Source organism: Mycobacterium sp. NGS59 (genome assembly GCF_059812345.1).
This window is the reverse complement of record NZ_JCALCN010000021.1, coordinates 1-15,212: the sequence shown is the minus strand read 5'-3', so window position 1 is coordinate 15,212 and position 15,212 is coordinate 1. Positions and strand designations below refer to the sequence as shown.

Sequence of the window (15,212 nt, the reverse complement as noted above, 5' to 3'; positions counted from 1 at the left end):
CCCCGCGAGCAGACGCAAAAGCCCCTCAATTCGGCACGAATTGGGGGCTTTTGCGTCTGCTCGCGCTGGGTTACCGGACCACCACGCTGCTGGGCGTACGCGGCTCACCGAGGTGACGGTGTGACGGCGGCCGGCGGCCGCCCTCGTCGGTGATGCCGTAGCGCTGGGCCAGTTCCGCGCCGATGAGAGTGTGTCCACTCAGCTCGGCCAGCTGCGGGTCGGCATGAAGCGCGTCGATCAAATAGCCGGTGAATTCCGGTGTTTCGGCGTGCTCGGCGGTCTTGGCCAAGGCGTCGGGATGCCCGTCGAACGCGCCGCGCAGCTTCTCGGTGAGCAGAATCCCCATCCAGATCGACACCGTCGCAACACCGGTGCCGCGCAGGTCGACCGCCATATCGGCGGCCATCTTGTCCACGCCCGCCTTCTGCGCCCCGTATGCCGGACCATGCATATAGCAGGCCGACCCCGGGGAGGAGGTGAACGCGATCAAACCGTGCCCACCGGCGACGAGCAGCGGTGCGGCATACCAGGACGCGACATAAGACGAGCGCAATCCGACGTCCAGTACGTCGGCCAGATCAAGCGGCTTCTCCCAGAACGGCTTTGGGCTGACCAGGTCGTCGGAGATGACGGCGGCGTTGTTCACCAACAGGTGCAGCCCACCCTGCTCGACGCGCACCCGCTCGAAGAGGGCGGCCACCGCGTCGTCGTCGGCGTGGTCGAGCCGGACCGCGAACCCGCCGGGCGGGGCGTCGGTGATGGTGCGGCCGGTGGCATACACCCGCCAACCCTTGGCGGCCAGTGCGGCCGCGATGCCGCGCCCGGCGCCGCGGCTGGCCCCGGTCACCACCGCAACTTTCACGAGGCGCCGTCGACGACGGTCAGTTCGCCTGCGGCGACGGCGGTCTCGATCGAATCCCGCAACGCCGAGCAAACCAGAAACGGACGGCGGTGATGGCCGGCGATCCGGTCGGCCGCCCGGCGTTCGGTGCACGACGCGGACGCCTCGGCATTCCATTGCACGCTGGTCTGATTCCAGCTGCTCTTGCGGGCCAGCACCTGCGCGCCACAGTTGCGGCACGCGACGGGCGCCATCGGCATGTCGTCGAGACGGTTGTCGGCGCGTACCTTCACGACACCGAGCCCGCCCGGGCCGCCATGTTCTCCTCGATCTGTTTCATCCAGGCTTCGTAGGGCCGGGTGGTGTCCAACTCGAACTCGAAGCGGTCCACCATGTCTGGCTGCACCTCGGCGGCATCGACGTAGAACTGCTCATACCAGCGCCGCAGTTGATAGACCGGACCGTCCTCCTCGACCAGCAGCGGGTTGTCGATGCGCGCCTTGTGCCGCCAGATCTCGACGTCCTGCTCGAAACCCATCTTGACGTAGTCGCCGAGGCTGATCGCGGTCTGCATCGCGACGTCGGCGGGCAGGGTTTCGGACTTCTTGACGATGATGCCGTATTGCAGCACAAAGGAATTGGCGTCGATCGGATAGTGGCAGTTGATCAAGATGGTCTGCTGATCGCCGTCTTCGTAGTGGTAGGTCAGGTCGTCGATCATGAACGACGGCCCGAAATAGGAGGCGACCGATGTGGTGCCAAGCATCCGGGCGCCCTCCGTGCCACCCATGTCGGGCCGGCCTTCGCCGTTCATGTACTGCGTGGCGACGTGTCCTTCGAAGATGTTCTTGAAGTAGGTCGGCAGCGACCCGTGGATGTAGAAGAAGTGCGCCATGTCCACGACATTGTCGATGATTTCCCGGCAGTTGCTGCCGACGATCGTGGTGTACCAATGCCAGTCGGTCCACTCATCGCTGGTGGCACCTTCGATGCGCGGGATCGTCACCTCCGGCGCGGGCGGGTTGCCTTCGGGGTCGTTCCACACGAACAACATGCCGTCCTGTTCCAGCGTGGTCCAGGTCGCGGTGCGGGCCAGGCGTGGGGTGCGCTTGGCGTACGGCACCTGTTTGCATCTGCCGTCGCCGCCCCAGCGCCAGTCGTGAAACGGGCAGGCGATCTCGTTGCCCTTGACTTCCCCTTCGGACAAATTGCCGCCCATGTGGCGGCAGTAGCCGTCGAGCACGTTGATCTTGCCGTCCCCGCTGCGGAACACGACGAGCATCTGGCCGAAGGCGTTGACCGCATGCGGCTTGCCGTCCGCGAAATCCCGAACCAGACCCAGGCAGTGCCAGCCGCGGGCGAACCGCGTCGGCGCGGCCTGCGCTTCGATGAGCCGAATCTCGTCGGCGTCGATTTGCGAGCTCATGACGATCATTCAACGCCTCCCGGCCCGGCTTTGGGGACCACTTGTTCCACTGATCAGGAAAAGCTTTCACGGCGGCGTCCGGCGCGCCTAACGTCGCTGTGGTGAGCGCAGACAGTACGACGATCCCCACCGGGCTTCCCGTCGCCGACACCGAGGTCGACCTGCTGGTGGTCGGTTCCGGGACGGGAATGGCGGCGGCGCTGGCCGCTGGCGAGTTGGGGCTGTCGGTGCTGATCGTGGAGAAGTCGCGCTACGTGGGCGGGTCGACCGCCCGTTCGGGTGGTGCGCTGTGGTTGCCGGGTGGGCCGGTGCTGGAAGACGCCGGCGCCGGCGACTCGGCGGGCAAGGCCGGCACCTACTTGGACGCCGTGGTCGCCGGCTCGGCGCCACCGCAGCGGTCGGACGGATTCGTGCAGAATGTGTCGGCAACGGTCGAGATGCTGCGCCGCACAACGCCGTTGCGGTTCTTCTGGGCGCGCGACTATTCCGACTACCATCCGGAGCAGCCCGGGGGCAGCGCGGCCGGCCGCACTTGCGAATGTCACCCGTTCGACACCGCACAACTGGGTGCATACCGGCGCCGGCTGCGGCCGGGCGTGTTGGAAGCGGGCTTCGCCATCCCGACGACGGGGGCCGATTACCGCTGGATGAACCTCGTGGCCCGGGTGCCGCGGCGCGGGATACCGACGTTCGGCAAGCGAATCGCGCAGGGCATGGGCGGTCTGCTGATCGGCAGGCGGTACGCGGCGGGAGGCCAGGGCTTGGCCGCCGGCCTGTTGGCCGGAGTGCTGCGTGCCGGGATCCCGGTGTGGACCGAGACCACGCTGCAGCGGCTCACCGGTGACGGCGACCGGGTGACCGGCGCGGTGGTCGAACATCGCGGCCGTGCGGTCACCATCACCGCGCGGCGCGGGGTGGTGCTGGCCACCGGCGGATTCGACCACAACATGGAGATGCGCAGGAAGTTTCAGTCCGCCTCGCTCGGCACGAACTACAGTCTGGGCGCCGACACCAACAGCGGCGATGGGATCCAGGCAGCGCAGGATCTCGGCGCCGGCATCGGTTTGATGGACCAGGCGTGGTGGTTTCCCGCCATCGCGCCGCTGCCCGGCAAGGCGCCGACGGTGATGCTGGCCGAACGGTCCCTACCGGGATGCCTGATCGTGAACCAGCACGGCCGCCGATTCACCAATGAGGCTTCGGATTACATGTCCTTCGGTCAGCGCCTGCTGGAGTTGGAACGCGCCGGCAGCCCGGTGGAAGCGATGTGGATCATTTTCGATCAGCCGTATCGCAACAGTTATGTCTTCGGCGCGGAGCTGTTTCCGCGGATGCGCGTGCCGCAGGCCTGGTTCGACGCCGGAATCGCCGCCCGCGCAAGCAGTCTGACGGAGCTGGCCGAACACATCGGCGTCCCGGCTTCGGAGTTCCACCAGACCATGACCCGCTTCAACCACAATGCTTGTGCCGGTGACGATCCCGACTTCGGCCGCGGCCGCAGCGCGTACGACCGTTACTACGGCGATCCGACGGTCAAGCCGAACCCGAACCTGCGCCCGCTGCTCAAAGGTCCCTTCTATGCGGTGCGCATGGTCCTGTCCGACCTCGGTACGTGCGGCGGGCTGACGGCCGACCAGCGGGGCCGGGTGCTGCGCGAGGACGGCGCGGTCATCGAAGGCCTCTACGCCATAGGCAACAACGCCGCCAACGCCTTTGGCGCCAGCTACCCCGGCGCGGGTGCCACCATCGCGCAGGGCCTGGTGTACGGCTACACCGCCGCCCGCGACGCGGCTCGCTAGTCGGCTTCGCGTTTGGCCACGACCTGCTTCTCCACCTCACGCCAATAGCCCGGGGTGGGACGCGGCTTGCCGAAGCCACCCCTGCTGGCCTTTTCGATGACCGCGTCCGCTTCGTCGATCTCCTTCATCAACTCCAGCGCGAACTCCCGCTCTGCGGCGTAATACTTTGCCGCCCAACGCAAAGCGATGACCGAGTAAGCCCACGCCGGCTCGACCTCGGCGCCCTCGGAGTCCTCGACGGCCTTGCGGTGCCGGGCGTCGGCGTAAGCCACATACTCCTGCAGCTGCTCCTTGAGCCGGCCCGGGCTGCTGAGATGACCGAAGGTGACCCGCAGCAGCATGCTGTGCTTGAGGACCGGCGGGTCCAGCGGGGCGTTGTTGGTCCAGTCGGTGATCGCGGCCATCCCGGCCGGCGTGATTTTGTAGAGCCGGCGGCTGCGGGTGCCTTCGTCCCGCTCGACGCGGGAGGTTACCAGTCCGAGGCTTTCCAGCTTCTTCAGCTCGGTGTAGATCTGGCTGTAGGAAGGGCTCCAGTAGTAGAGGTCGACGCTCCAGTCGATCCACTTTTTGAGGTCGTAGCCGGAGACTTCCTCTTCGTAGGACATCATGCCCAGCAGCGCCCAGCTGGTGGCCGCCAGTGCCGCATTCGCCTTTTCGCCGGGCATCCGGTCAGATTAACAACCCGCGTCGTCGACTTGCCCAGACGCGGACCGCTGACCGGGACGAATATGGCTGCTCTAGGGTGGCGGACATGGTGGATTCGTTTGCGTCGTTGACTGATTCGTTGCCCGTGTACGAGACGCTGGCGGCATCGGTGCGGCGCTTGATCGACGCGACCATCCGCACCGAGGTGGGACACGACGTCATCGCCGCCGCTACCGCCAAGATCGACAGCGTCACAAGCGAACTGAACGCCGAGCTGATGCCAGGCACCTTCGGCGAACGAGAGGTCAACGACGGTCAGGGCATCGCGTCAGGCAATGTCGTTATCGGAGTTCGCAATCCGTCGGCCCCGCCGCTGGTGGTTCACCACGAGAGCGACGGATCGGTGTGGACGGAATTCGTCCTGGGCGCCGCGTTCGAGGGTCCGATGGGGCACGTTCACGGTGGTATCTCGGCGATGATCCTGGATCACATTCTCGGGGCCACCGCGCACCAACCGGGCCGGCCGGCCTACACCGGAACGCTGACCCTGCGCTACCACCAGCGGACCCCGTTGAATCAGCCCCTGCGCGCCGACGCGTGGGTGGACCGGACCGAAGGCGTGAAGACTTTCGCGGTCGGACAGATCAGCGGCGCCGACGGCGTGCTGGTCTCAGCCGAAGGCATCTTCATCCACCCACGGACTTGAACCCCTCGGGCGCAGTTCCGAGAACGCCGCGCCCTCAGCGCTGCCCGTACTCCAGCACCGCCCCCGTGGCCGTCGGAGCCCCCCGGGCGACCACGACAGGCATCGACGTCGACGCGTTGGTGCGCAGGATCGTGTGCACCACGTCGACGAGGTCTTCGACGGGCATCAGCTTGCCCGGCATGCAGCCGCGGGAGACCCACAGCGGGTAGGCCTGCATGGCCAGCTCCCGGTCCCAGCCGACGTTCATCCCGGTCTGCGCATCGCCCTCCCCGCCCGCGCACTCACCGACGATGAGGTTGGTGAAGCCGATGTCGGGGTGCTCGGCGCGGTAGGCCTCGACGAGGCGCTCTAGCGCCGCCTTGCTGACGCCGTAGGCGCCCAACCCCGGCCAGGGCGGTCCGAACGTGCCGGCATCCGACGACAGGAACACCACTTTGCCCGCCGTTGCCGACAGATGCGGAATCGCCGCCGCGGTCGCCAGCGCCGCGCCGATCACGTTGGTGTCGAAGACCCGACGCCACGTTGCGGCGTCGGTGCCGGCCAACGGGACCAGCGGACTGATCGCGGGCGCGTAGACCACGTTGTCGATACCGCCCAGGGCGTCGGCGGCGGCGTCGACGCCCGACCGTGCGGAGGCTTCGTCGGTCACGTCGCATTCGACGGCGATGGCGGCCGAGCCCGCTTCCTGTGCCGCCGCCTCGATGCGTTCGCGTCGCCGAGCGAGCAGCGCAACCTGGTCTCCGCGCTGTGCCAAACCGATACCGATGCAGCGCCCCAGCCCGCTCGAGGCGCCGATCACCACTGTTTTCGCCATATCGACCTCCGTAGCCGAGCATGTCATACCGTCGGTAGCTGACGAGAACGGGGTTACCGGTTTGGCAGCATGACGTTGCCGGATCACGTGGGCGCGGTCACCGTTTAGCACCCAGATATCCGGGAAAACCTCAGCACGTATGTCCAAGGAGCAGAAGTGACCAACCCCGAGATCGACCCGGTCGACCACGATCGGACCACCCGACAGCACGCCGGCGAGACCATGAAGAACGGCAAGAACGCCGTAGGCATCGTCGGCGTCGCGTTCGGCGTCATCGCGCTGGTCATCGGCCTGGCCGGGCTGGCTGCCGGTCACACGACGGCGGGCGTGGTGGGAATCGTCGTCGCGGTGGTGGTCGGCGCTGCCGGCCTGGTCTGGTTACGCCAAGCCCATCGACGGGTTCGCGAGGCGGAATTGCAGTGGCACGACGCCCGTTCCGACGAACCGGCACCGCCGCCTACCAGTTGAGATTCGCCTGGGCCGACGCCAGCAGTGTCGAGTCATGGGCGCAGACGATGGTCAGATCCGGTTCCTGACGCGCGAACAACTCGGCGAGCCGCATCTGATTGTCGCGCAGTTGCTTACGGTCGAACGCGAACATCGTTTCTTGCGCCCGCAGGACGAAGGGCACCCGCGACTTCGACAGCGTGCCGTGGTGGTAGAAAGCGTCACCGCAGTGCAGAATCCACTCGCGCCCGGACTCGACAGCGACCGCGGCGTGGCCCCGGGTGTGGCCGGGCATCGGCACCAGGACGACGCCGTCACCGATCATGTCCAGCGGCTTGGCTGACGGGAATCCGCGCCACGACTCCCCGTCCGGGCCGTGCTCGACCAGCCTGGGCCCGTGTGCCCACTGAGCGGCGCGGTACCGAACCCGCTCCCGCGTTGACGGCGCGTGCACGGCACCGCGCGCCTCGGCCGCAGTGACGTGCACGAATGCGTCTGGGAAATCAGCGATTCCGCCGATGTGGTCGAGATCGAAGTGCGTCACCACGATGTGGCGCACGTCCGAGAGTCGGAACCCGAGCCTTTCGATCTGGTACGCCGCCGTTTCCGCACGCCGTAAGGCCGGTCGGAGTACATGACGGAACGGACCGACCCGCGCCGGGTCGGCACAGTCCTGTAAGCCAAAACCGGTATCCATCAACACCAAACCGTCACCGGTCTCGACGAGCAGGACGTGACAGACCATCGGGGCACCCGGCATGTTCATCGTGCCGCAGTTGAGGTGATGCACCCTGTTCATCCGCACTCCCGAATTGGGTTGAGCCTGGCTGGTATTCGGCCCATCCTGATGCAGACTCCGAACATCCCGCAACTGCGGCGGCGCAACGACAATGCCTCGGATGTGGCGGACCGGTTGACCGGTATACGGTGGATTCATGAAATACGTTGACGTCGAAGGCGTCGGGCAGGTCAGTCGGATCGGTTTGGGCACGTGGCAGTTCGGCTCGCGTGAGTGGGGCTACGGCGACAGCTACGCCTCCGGAGCTGCCCGCGACATCGTGCAACGCGCGCTGGCTTTGGGCGTCACGCTGTTCGACACCGCCGAGGTGTACGGACTCGGCAAGAGCGAACGGATCCTCGGCGAGGCGCTGGGCGACGAGCGCACCAAAGTCGCGGTGGCCAGCAAGATCTTTCCGGTCGCGCCGTTCCCGGCGGTGATCAAGCAGCGCGAGCGCGGCAGCGCGCGCCGACTGCAGTTGGAGCGGATCCCGCTCTATCAGATCCATCAGTCCAACCCGCTGGTCCCGGACACGGTCATCATGCCGGGCATGCGGGAGCTGCTCGACGAGGGCAAGATCGGCGCCGCGGGCGTCTCGAACTATTCGCTGTCGCGCTGGCAGCAGGCCGACGCCGCGCTGGGTAGACCGGTGATCAGCAATCAGGTGGAATTCTCGCTGGCCCGGCCCCGCGTGCTGGACCACATGGTTCCGTTCGCGGAGCGGGAGAACCGCATCATCATCGCCTACAGCCCGCTGGCGCAAGGACTGCTGGGCGGCAAGTACGGGGTGGACAACCGTCCGGGCGGTGTTCGTGCGGTCAACCCGCTGTTCGGCACCGAGAACCTGCGCCGGATCGAACCGCTGCTGCAGACGCTGCGCGATGTTGCGGCCGAGGTCGACGCCAAGCCGGCCCAGGTAGCGCTGGCCTGGTTGATCCACCTGCCCGGTGTGGTCGCCATCCCGGGCGCGTCCAGCGTGGAGCAACTGGAGTTCAACGTCGCCGCCGCCGACATCGAGCTGAGCAAGGAATCGCACGACGCGCTGACCGCCGCGGCCCGCGCCTTCCGGCCGGAATCGGTTGGCCGCTTCCTGACCAGCCTGGTGCGGGAGAAGCTCGGCCGCTAGCGGCCGGCTGTCACACCGTGCGGGCGAGTCGCTCGGTGAGCAACTCGGCAAACCGCGCCGGGTCCTCCAGCGCACCACCCTCAGCGAGAAGTGCTGTGCCGTAAAGCAGTTCGGCGGTCTCGGCGACCGAGGCGTCGTCCGGGCGGTCGGTGCGGGCTTGGCGCAGCCCGACGACGAGCGGATGGTTCGGATTGAGTTCCAGAATCCGCTTGCCGACCGGAACCTCTTGTCCGGACGCGCGGTACAACCGGGCCAATGCCGGGGTGATGCCGAAGGCGTCGGTGATCAGGCAGGCCGGCGACTCGGTCAGGCGGGTGGACAACCGCACTTCCTTGACGTGGTCGCTCAGTGTCTCCTTCAACCAACTGAGCAACTCGGCGAAGTCTTTGGCCTGCTCCTCACGCTCGGCGGCCGACGATTCCTCGTCGGAATCCAGATCGACCTCACCCTTGGCCACCGACTGCAGCGGCTTGCCGTCGAATTCGGTGACGGTGCCGACCCACACCTCGTCGACCGGGTCGGTCAGCAACAGCACCTCGTATCCCTTGGCTTTGAACGCCTCGAGATGCGGCGACTTCAGCAGTTGCTGGCGGGATTCGCCGGTGGCATAGAAGATCTGGGTCTGACCCTCCTTCATTCGCTCGACGTATTCGGCCAGCGTGGTGGGTTCTTCCTCGCTGTGCGTCGAGGCGAACGACGAGACCCCCAGCAGCGTCTCCTGGTTGTCGAAGTCCGACAGCAGGCCCTCCTTGAGGACCTTGCCGAACTGGGTCCAGAAGGTGCGGTAATCCTCGGGCCGACTCGACTGGATGTCCTTGATGGTGGACAGCACCTTCTTGGTCAGCCGGCGCCGGATCGCGTTGATCTGCCGATCCTTTTGCAAGATTTCGCGAGAAACGTTGAGAGACAAGTCTTGTGCGTCGACGACACCCTTGACGAAACGCAGATATTCGGGCATCAGCTCATCGCAGTCGCCCATGATGAAGACGCGCTTGACGTACAGCTGCACCCCGGTCTTGGCGTCCCGGTTGAACAGGTCGAACGGCGCCTGGGACGGGATGAACAGCAGCGCCTGGTATTCGAAGGTGCCTTCGGCCTTCATCGCGATGACTTCCAGCGGGTCATCCCAGGCATGCGCGATGTGCTTGTAGAACTCCTTGTACTCCTCCTCGGACACCTCGTCCTTGGGCCGCGCCCACAGCGCTTTCATCGAGTTGAGGGTCTCGGTGTCGATCACGGTCTCTTCGCGGGTCTCCTCGGAGCGCTCTTCGGAGTCCGCGTCGGAGTCCACCGGCACCTGGATGGTGCGCTCGACTTCCATCCGGATCGGCCACGCGATGAAGTCGGAGTACTGCTTGACCAGGCTCTTGATCTTCCACTCCGAGGTGTAGTCGTGCAGCTCGTCCTCGGCATCCTCGGGCTTCAGATGCAGGGTCACCGACGTACCCTGCGGCGCGCCCTCGACGGCTTCGATGGTGTAGGTGCCTTCCCCGCTGGATTCCCAGCGGGTGGCCTCGCTCTCGCCGGCTTTGCGGGTGAGCAGTTCGACTTTGTCGGCAACCATGAACGACGAGTAGAAGCCGATGCCGAATTGCCCGATCAACTCCTCGGAGGCATTCGCATCCTTGGCCTCCCGCAGCTGCTGTCGCAGTTCGGCGGTGCCCGACTTGGCGAGTGTCCCGATCAGATCCACTACCTCGGCGCGGGTCATGCCGATGCCGTTGTCGCGGATGGTGAGTGTCCGCGCGTCCTTGTCTACGTCGATCTCGATGTGCAGATCCGAGGTGTCGACGTCGAGATCCTTGTTCCGCAGCGCCTCGAGCCGCACCTTGTCCAGGGCATCGGAGGCGTTGGAGACCAACTCCCGTAGGAACGAGTCCTTGTTGGAGTAGACCGAATGGACCATCAAATCCAGCAGTTGCCGGGCTTCTGCCTGGAATTCCAGCTGCTCGACTTGCGCGTTCATGAGCTTCCTTCCGACGAAATCGATCGCGTCCGAATTTAGCGAGATGCGATTCGCCGGTCCGCCGCGGGTCGGCGGCTAGCAGTCGGTGCCGGCCTCGACACCGACCTGCGCATCACCGGGGACGGATGGCCCGTCGATCGCTACCGCGCATGGTGCCGCGCATGTTGAGCGAGAACGTCTTTCGCTGATTCGCCTGAACCGGGAGATCAGCAGGCTTGTTCGTGCGGCTGTTCGACGAGCTGCAGACTCCGGGGCGCGCTGCTGTGTACGGTCAGCACGTCACTGAGGCCGCACGTTGCGACGACGCGGGCCACCGCCGGCTGGCGACTGACCAGACAGAGCTTGATTTCGCGCTCACGACACCAAACGGCCTGCTCGGCCAGGGCCAGATAGGACGAGCAAGACATGAAATCCACGCTGTTCACGTCGACGATGAACAGTTGAGGTGCGGACGCGAACGCTGCAGCCTCGGCCAGCAGCAACCGCCAGGTGGCCTCGTTGCAGGCGTCGATCTCACCGCCGACGTAGACGATGACCGCCGCGTCGAAGCTCTGCACGGCCGCGCGCAGCGTGCTGGCCTCGGCGCCCAACTCGGCGACGAGGCGCGGCGTCAGGCGCAACGGAACGGCGAACACTTCGGTGGCGGCCAAACTCATGCTGCGCTCCTCATCGTCGGTCGGTACAGACCTGGTCTGGCCGGAACAGACTCATGTCAGCTGGCTTGGCTGAGCACGTAGCTGTTAGGCGGGCAACTATCGAAGCGCAAACACACCGTTGTGCCGTCGTTCCGTCCATCGATGAAGCACTCGTCAGCGAGAGTGCGCATCAGCAATATCCCGCGACCGCGACCGCGCACCGCGTTGATCGCAGCGGGATTGGGTTCGATCCAGCGACCGTAGTCGCTGACGCACACCTTGAGTTCGGTGGTGCTCGGGACGTAGCTGATCTGCAACGTCATGATGCCCACGCGCCCGAGAACCTGGTAGGCATGGTCGGCGCAGTTGGACAGAGCCTCGTCCACCGCGAGCACGATGTCGGCGGCGCGATCTTCGTCGAGCTCCAGATTGCAACTGAGCCAATTGCCCAAGTCCCGGCGGAACATCGCGACCGTCAGCGCATCAGCCCGCCCGGTATGGGTGAGGCCGAACTGGTCGACTTCACCGAAGCCGACCTGATCGCTTGACGTCTTACTGCTCACGGGATCTCGGCTACCCGAATGCAGGGCCGGATACACCTGATGTGACCAGTCCCCTAGCGACAAGGGCCCTTTACCGGCTCCGCCCTTTCGCGGCGCCGGGCTGAGCGGGCGTCAGCTCAGGACCGAGGTGTAGTAAATCGTGTCGGCCATCGACACCGAGTCATGTGTCTGCGGGACCGCGTCCAGACCGTGCTCGGCCAGCAACTGACTCATCTGGACTCCGCTTGACTGCCAGCCCAGGTTGGTCAGGTAGTCGGCCACGTCCTTGCGCTCGCCTTCGAATCCGAGGTGCTCCCAATCCAGTTCGAAGCCGTACTCCCGCCACTTGGCGGTGGACCGCCGCATCATCTCGCGCGCTTGCTCGGTGTCCCGTTCGGGCCGGTCCGGGATGGCTTCGACCGCCAGCCGGCTACCCGGCGCGCTGAGCGCGGTGACGTTGTCCATCAACCGGTCTTGAGCCTCCGGCGGCAGGTATCCCAGCAATCCCTCCGCGATCCAGGCCGTGGGCCGCTCGGTGTCCAGGCCGGCAGCTCGCAACGCGTTCGGCCAATCCTGTCGCAGGTCGATGGGCACCGTACGCAGGTCGGCTTTCGGGGCCGCACCCAGGGATTTCAGCGTGGTGGTCTTGAACTCGATCACCTCGGGCTGGTCGATTTCGAACACGGTCATGCCGGCGGGCCAGCTCAGCCGGTAGGCGCGGGCGTCCAGGCCGGAGGCGAGAATGACCGCCTGTCGGATGCCGGCCCGCGCTGCGTCCTGGAAGAACCCGTCGAAAAAGCGGGTGCGAGCGGCCATGGCGTCGGGCATGTGCTCGAGCTTCCAGCTGGACTCGTCGTCGTCGACGTCGGCGGCGGCGAGTTCCCCCGACACCCAACGGGTGAAGAAGTCCACGCCCACGGCGCGTACCAATGGCTCGGCGAACTGGTCGTCGATCACCGGGTTCTCGGCGTTCGTCGCGATCGCGCGAGCGGCGGCCACCATGGTCGCCGTCGCGCCCACACTGGTAGCCAGGTCCCAGGTGTCGTTCTCGGTGCGTGGCACGGGCAATTCCCCTCGTCGAGCGGCAGATACTTAGCCAGTTTAACACTTAGCTACGGTAATAACCGCCCGCAACGTGGGAACGGCAAGGTCAGCGGCGGCCGGGGCCCCCCGGACCGCCGGGGCCGCCGGGGCCACCGGGACCGCCGGGTCCCCCTGGCCCTCCCGGTCCACCCGGTCCGCCGGGGCCGTTCGCGGCGGGAAGGACGAACACGCATTCGTTGAGTTCCACGCTCCAGGCCCACCCGGGGGCGCAGTCGTCGTCGGCGCGACTTGTCGCGGGGGTGATGACGGCCGGAACCATCGTTGCTGCGAGAGCGAACGCGCCGATTGCGCACCGGCGGAGAATGCGGTTCATGTGCCCACCTCTTGCTGTCGTCGTCCAGCACGTGCCGGGCGGTCCCGTCGATTGTCCTCCTACCGAGGGCCGGCGGGGAAGATTTCGTTTCGGTTGGCCGACTGCTCAGGCGAACCGCAGGCCTCGGCGCCGCGCCCAGAACACCGCCACCGACGTTCCGAGGATCCACACGATCAGCGCGATGCCCAGGTGCACCAGGCTCTTGGTGTCGCGCCCGAAAACCGGGCCGATAGCCGCGGGAATCCGCGTCCACAGAAAGCGGTGCTCGACGCCGTCCATCGGATCGGCGACGTAATAGACCGCGTACGGCAGTGCGATGGCCAGCAGCCACATAGCGGTGCGGCGTAGATCGTGGCGATGGCGCCAACGCCGCATCAGCGGCTGCACCGACACCGGGTGGATTACCGAGATGACGTTGCCGACTCCGAGCCAGGACACGATTGGCACCGCCACGTTCGGGATGTTGATCGCCAGTTGCGGTATCCCTTCGTTGGCCACCGTCAGCGCCGCCGCCACCGCGAGGGTGGGTAGGCCGACGATTACCACCAGCGCCAAATTCTTGATCACCAGGATCCGCCGCAACCGCACCCCTTCGGACAATCCTCTGGCGACCCGAATATGGTCGCCGCCAAGCAGATTCGTGGTCGTGACGTCGGCGAGAATGAACGACGAGAAGTAGGTGCTGACCAGGACCACCCAGTCGAGCTGATGGTGATGGAAGTGCCGGGTGGGATGGTGGTGGTAGGCAGCGGTCAGCGGTTGCACCGACAACCAGGCGGCCGCCAGGAAGAGATTGGCCAGCACGCCCGACAACCAGGTGCGCGGCCGGTGAAACGCCCACCGGATCTCCGCCCAGACGGCCAGCGCCAGCGGTTTGCCGAAATCCCGGGCGGCGCGTTCGGCCGCGGCGGGGCGAGGCGCCGAGGCACGCGCCAAGCCGCGCAACGCGCCGCGTACGTAGCGGTGCCTCGTGGTTTGGGTCACTGTGCGCTCGGAGCTCCCAGTTGAAGCGGTGCAGATCCCGACAATTGAAGCAAGTCGGGGTCGGGTTGCCTTCGGCGAGCCGGGCGGCAGGTGGCCACGCCGGTCCAGCCGGGTCTGGGATACGCGAATTGCTTTGCGGCACAAAATATTCGCAGTTACCGCGCCGAGGCGGACCCGATGCCAGACGGCGGCTCGCGCACCGCTGGTAGGCAGGGGTGACTGGTTTCGCCGAGCATCAGCGGAAATCCTGGTGGATGCTAGGAAGCAAACACGAAGCCGATTTTGACCAAGGAGACCGATCGTGGCTGGCGCCGATGACGACGGCCGCAGCGTTCCGGGGCACGCCGCGCTGGCGTTCGGGCTCGTACTGTTGCTCTGCGTCGCGGTCTGTGGGTGCGACCGTGTTGTTGCCGGTACCCCTGTAAATGCGCAACGAGGCGCCGCCGCATCGAGTGGACCCATCCATCCGTCGCAACTGGACGATCTGCTGACAGCTTCGGGCTCGCTCACAGTGGTCGACAACAGCCCGCTGAGCGAAGACGACATGCAGTCCGCACTTTTCATCGGCGCCGACCCGGCGGAGTGCCACGGCGTCGTGGCGTTCGGCCGCTATCCGTTGTTCCCGTCGACCTACACCGGGCGCGAGGCCCGCACGCAGCAGGACCGCCTTCTCAACCAGCATCAACTCTTGGAAGTGTCGGCCAGCTATCCGGCCGACTTCGACGCAGCCGGCTTCCTGGACTCGGTCCGCAAGACCGTGACCGGATGCCAGCACCCGGTCACGGCATGGGGCGACGGTGGTCACAAGTCGACGGTGAACCCGGCGACCTTGAGTCAGAGCCCGCCCGAGGTAGCCCAGTGGTTGACCAATCTCGCGGGACAACGGTGGGTATGCGAATTCGCGGTCATCGCCAAAGCCAACGTCGTTTCCGAGATCGTCACCTGCTCGCCGGACCGTGCCATCGACATCGGCGCGTTGGTGACCAAACGGCTCAAGAAAATCGACGAACTGCTGAGATCCACTTCGTGACGACTCAATCCGGAGCCTTGACCTTCTCCCGCGACTGAAGATCGCGGGATTCCCTA

17 protein-coding genes are annotated in these 15,212 nt (G+C 66.1%); 5 read left to right on the top strand and 12 right to left on the bottom strand.

Translation table 11 applies throughout. The features are described 5' to 3' along the window. Positions 1-70: 70 nt before the first annotated feature. The 3 genes from AC5Y46_RS19955 to AC5Y46_RS19945 are packed head-to-tail and all read right to left on the bottom strand — an operon-like array spanning position 71 to position 2,267. Positions 71-862 carry an SDR family NAD(P)-dependent oxidoreductase gene (locus AC5Y46_RS19955; protein WP_499992607.1) on the bottom strand — a complete coding sequence of 264 codons (792 nt, stop codon included), beginning with the start codon at positions 860-862 and terminating at the stop codon, positions 71-73. Beyond that, positions 859-1,101, bottom strand: a complete 243-nt coding sequence (locus tag AC5Y46_RS19950) for a ferredoxin (RefSeq protein WP_499992727.1) — start codon at positions 1,099-1,101, stop codon at positions 859-861. The genes AC5Y46_RS19955 and AC5Y46_RS19950 overlap by 4 nt, the downstream gene beginning before the upstream one ends. A gap of 29 nt (positions 1,102-1,130) precedes the next feature. Then, entirely contained in the window at positions 1,131-2,267 is a 1,137-nt protein-coding gene (locus AC5Y46_RS19945; protein WP_499992605.1) for a 3-ketosteroid-9-alpha-monooxygenase, oxygenase component, read from the bottom strand. Positions 2,268-2,368: 101 nt separating this feature from the next. Here AC5Y46_RS19945 and AC5Y46_RS19940 point away from each other — a divergent pair, with 101 nt between their 5' ends. Beyond that, positions 2,369-4,066, top strand: a complete 1,698-nt coding sequence (locus AC5Y46_RS19940; RefSeq protein WP_499992603.1) for a 3-ketosteroid-delta-1-dehydrogenase — start codon at positions 2,369-2,371, stop codon at positions 4,064-4,066. On the opposite strand, the gene AC5Y46_RS19935 is transcribed toward AC5Y46_RS19940, so the two are convergent. After that, a complete protein-coding gene (locus AC5Y46_RS19935) occupies positions 4,063-4,731 on the bottom strand; it encodes a PadR family transcriptional regulator (protein WP_499992600.1) in 669 nt (222 codons plus the stop codon). The genes AC5Y46_RS19940 and AC5Y46_RS19935 overlap by 4 nt on opposite strands. A gap of 86 nt (positions 4,732-4,817) precedes the next feature. On the opposite strand from AC5Y46_RS19935, the gene AC5Y46_RS19930 reads away from it, so the two are divergent. Then, positions 4,818-5,417, top strand: coding sequence for a PaaI family thioesterase (locus tag AC5Y46_RS19930; RefSeq protein WP_499992597.1), 600 nt, complete (start codon positions 4,818-4,820; stop codon positions 5,415-5,417). Between the two features lie 34 nt (positions 5,418-5,451). Here AC5Y46_RS19930 and AC5Y46_RS19925 read toward each other — a convergent pair whose 3' ends face one another. Then, positions 5,452-6,219, bottom strand: coding sequence for an SDR family oxidoreductase (locus AC5Y46_RS19925; protein WP_499992726.1), 768 nt, complete (start codon positions 6,217-6,219; stop codon positions 5,452-5,454). Between the two features lie 168 nt (positions 6,220-6,387). Between AC5Y46_RS19925 and AC5Y46_RS19920 the strand changes: the two genes are divergently transcribed. Next, positions 6,388-6,699: a hypothetical protein gene (locus tag AC5Y46_RS19920; RefSeq protein WP_499946529.1), complete on the top strand. Its 312-nt coding sequence runs from the start codon at positions 6,388-6,390 to the stop codon at positions 6,697-6,699. On the opposite strand, the gene AC5Y46_RS19915 is transcribed toward AC5Y46_RS19920, so the two are convergent. Next, a complete protein-coding gene (locus AC5Y46_RS19915) occupies positions 6,689-7,477 on the bottom strand; it encodes an MBL fold metallo-hydrolase (protein WP_499992595.1) in 789 nt (262 codons plus the stop codon). The two genes, AC5Y46_RS19920 and AC5Y46_RS19915, sit on opposite strands and share 11 nt — an antisense overlap. Positions 7,478-7,613: 136 nt before the next feature. Here AC5Y46_RS19915 and AC5Y46_RS19910 point away from each other — a divergent pair, with 136 nt between their 5' ends. Next, positions 7,614-8,582, top strand: coding sequence for an aldo/keto reductase (locus tag AC5Y46_RS19910; protein WP_499992594.1), 969 nt, complete (start codon positions 7,614-7,616; stop codon positions 8,580-8,582). Positions 8,583-8,592: 10 nt separating this feature from the next. On the opposite strand, the gene htpG is transcribed toward AC5Y46_RS19910, so the two are convergent. The 6 genes from htpG to AC5Y46_RS19880 all read right to left on the bottom strand — a co-directional run bounded on the left by htpG (position 8,593) and on the right by AC5Y46_RS19880 (position 14,126). After that, the gene (gene htpG / locus AC5Y46_RS19905) at positions 8,593-10,548 is read right to left on the bottom strand and encodes a molecular chaperone HtpG (RefSeq protein WP_499992592.1); all 1,956 of its coding nucleotides are present in this window, start codon (positions 10,546-10,548) and stop codon (positions 8,593-8,595) included. Between the two features lie 206 nt (positions 10,549-10,754). Beyond that, the gene (locus AC5Y46_RS19900; protein ID WP_499946525.1) at positions 10,755-11,204 is read right to left on the bottom strand and encodes an anti-sigma factor antagonist; all 450 of its coding nucleotides are present in this window, start codon (positions 11,202-11,204) and stop codon (positions 10,755-10,757) included. Between the two features lie 56 nt (positions 11,205-11,260). Beyond that, positions 11,261-11,746, bottom strand: coding sequence for an ATP-binding protein (locus AC5Y46_RS19895; RefSeq protein ID WP_499992589.1), 486 nt, complete (start codon positions 11,744-11,746; stop codon positions 11,261-11,263). A gap of 111 nt (positions 11,747-11,857) precedes the next feature. Further along, on the bottom strand, positions 11,858-12,787 hold the full coding sequence (locus tag AC5Y46_RS19890; protein ID WP_499992588.1) for a class I SAM-dependent methyltransferase: 930 nt from the start codon (positions 12,785-12,787) through the stop codon (positions 11,858-11,860). A gap of 88 nt (positions 12,788-12,875) precedes the next feature. Continuing rightward, on the bottom strand, positions 12,876-13,142 hold the full coding sequence (locus tag AC5Y46_RS19885) for a hypothetical protein (RefSeq protein WP_499992586.1): 267 nt from the start codon (positions 13,140-13,142) through the stop codon (positions 12,876-12,878). A 105-nt stretch (positions 13,143-13,247) separates the two neighbouring features. Then, positions 13,248-14,126, bottom strand: a complete 879-nt coding sequence (locus AC5Y46_RS19880; protein ID WP_499992584.1) for a hypothetical protein — start codon at positions 14,124-14,126, stop codon at positions 13,248-13,250. A 301-nt stretch (positions 14,127-14,427) separates the two neighbouring features. Between AC5Y46_RS19880 and AC5Y46_RS19875 the strand changes: the two genes are divergently transcribed. Beyond that, positions 14,428-15,156: a sensor domain-containing protein gene (locus AC5Y46_RS19875; RefSeq protein WP_499946521.1), complete on the top strand. Its 729-nt coding sequence runs from the start codon at positions 14,428-14,430 to the stop codon at positions 15,154-15,156. The last annotated feature ends 56 nt before the right edge of the window (positions 15,157-15,212 follow it).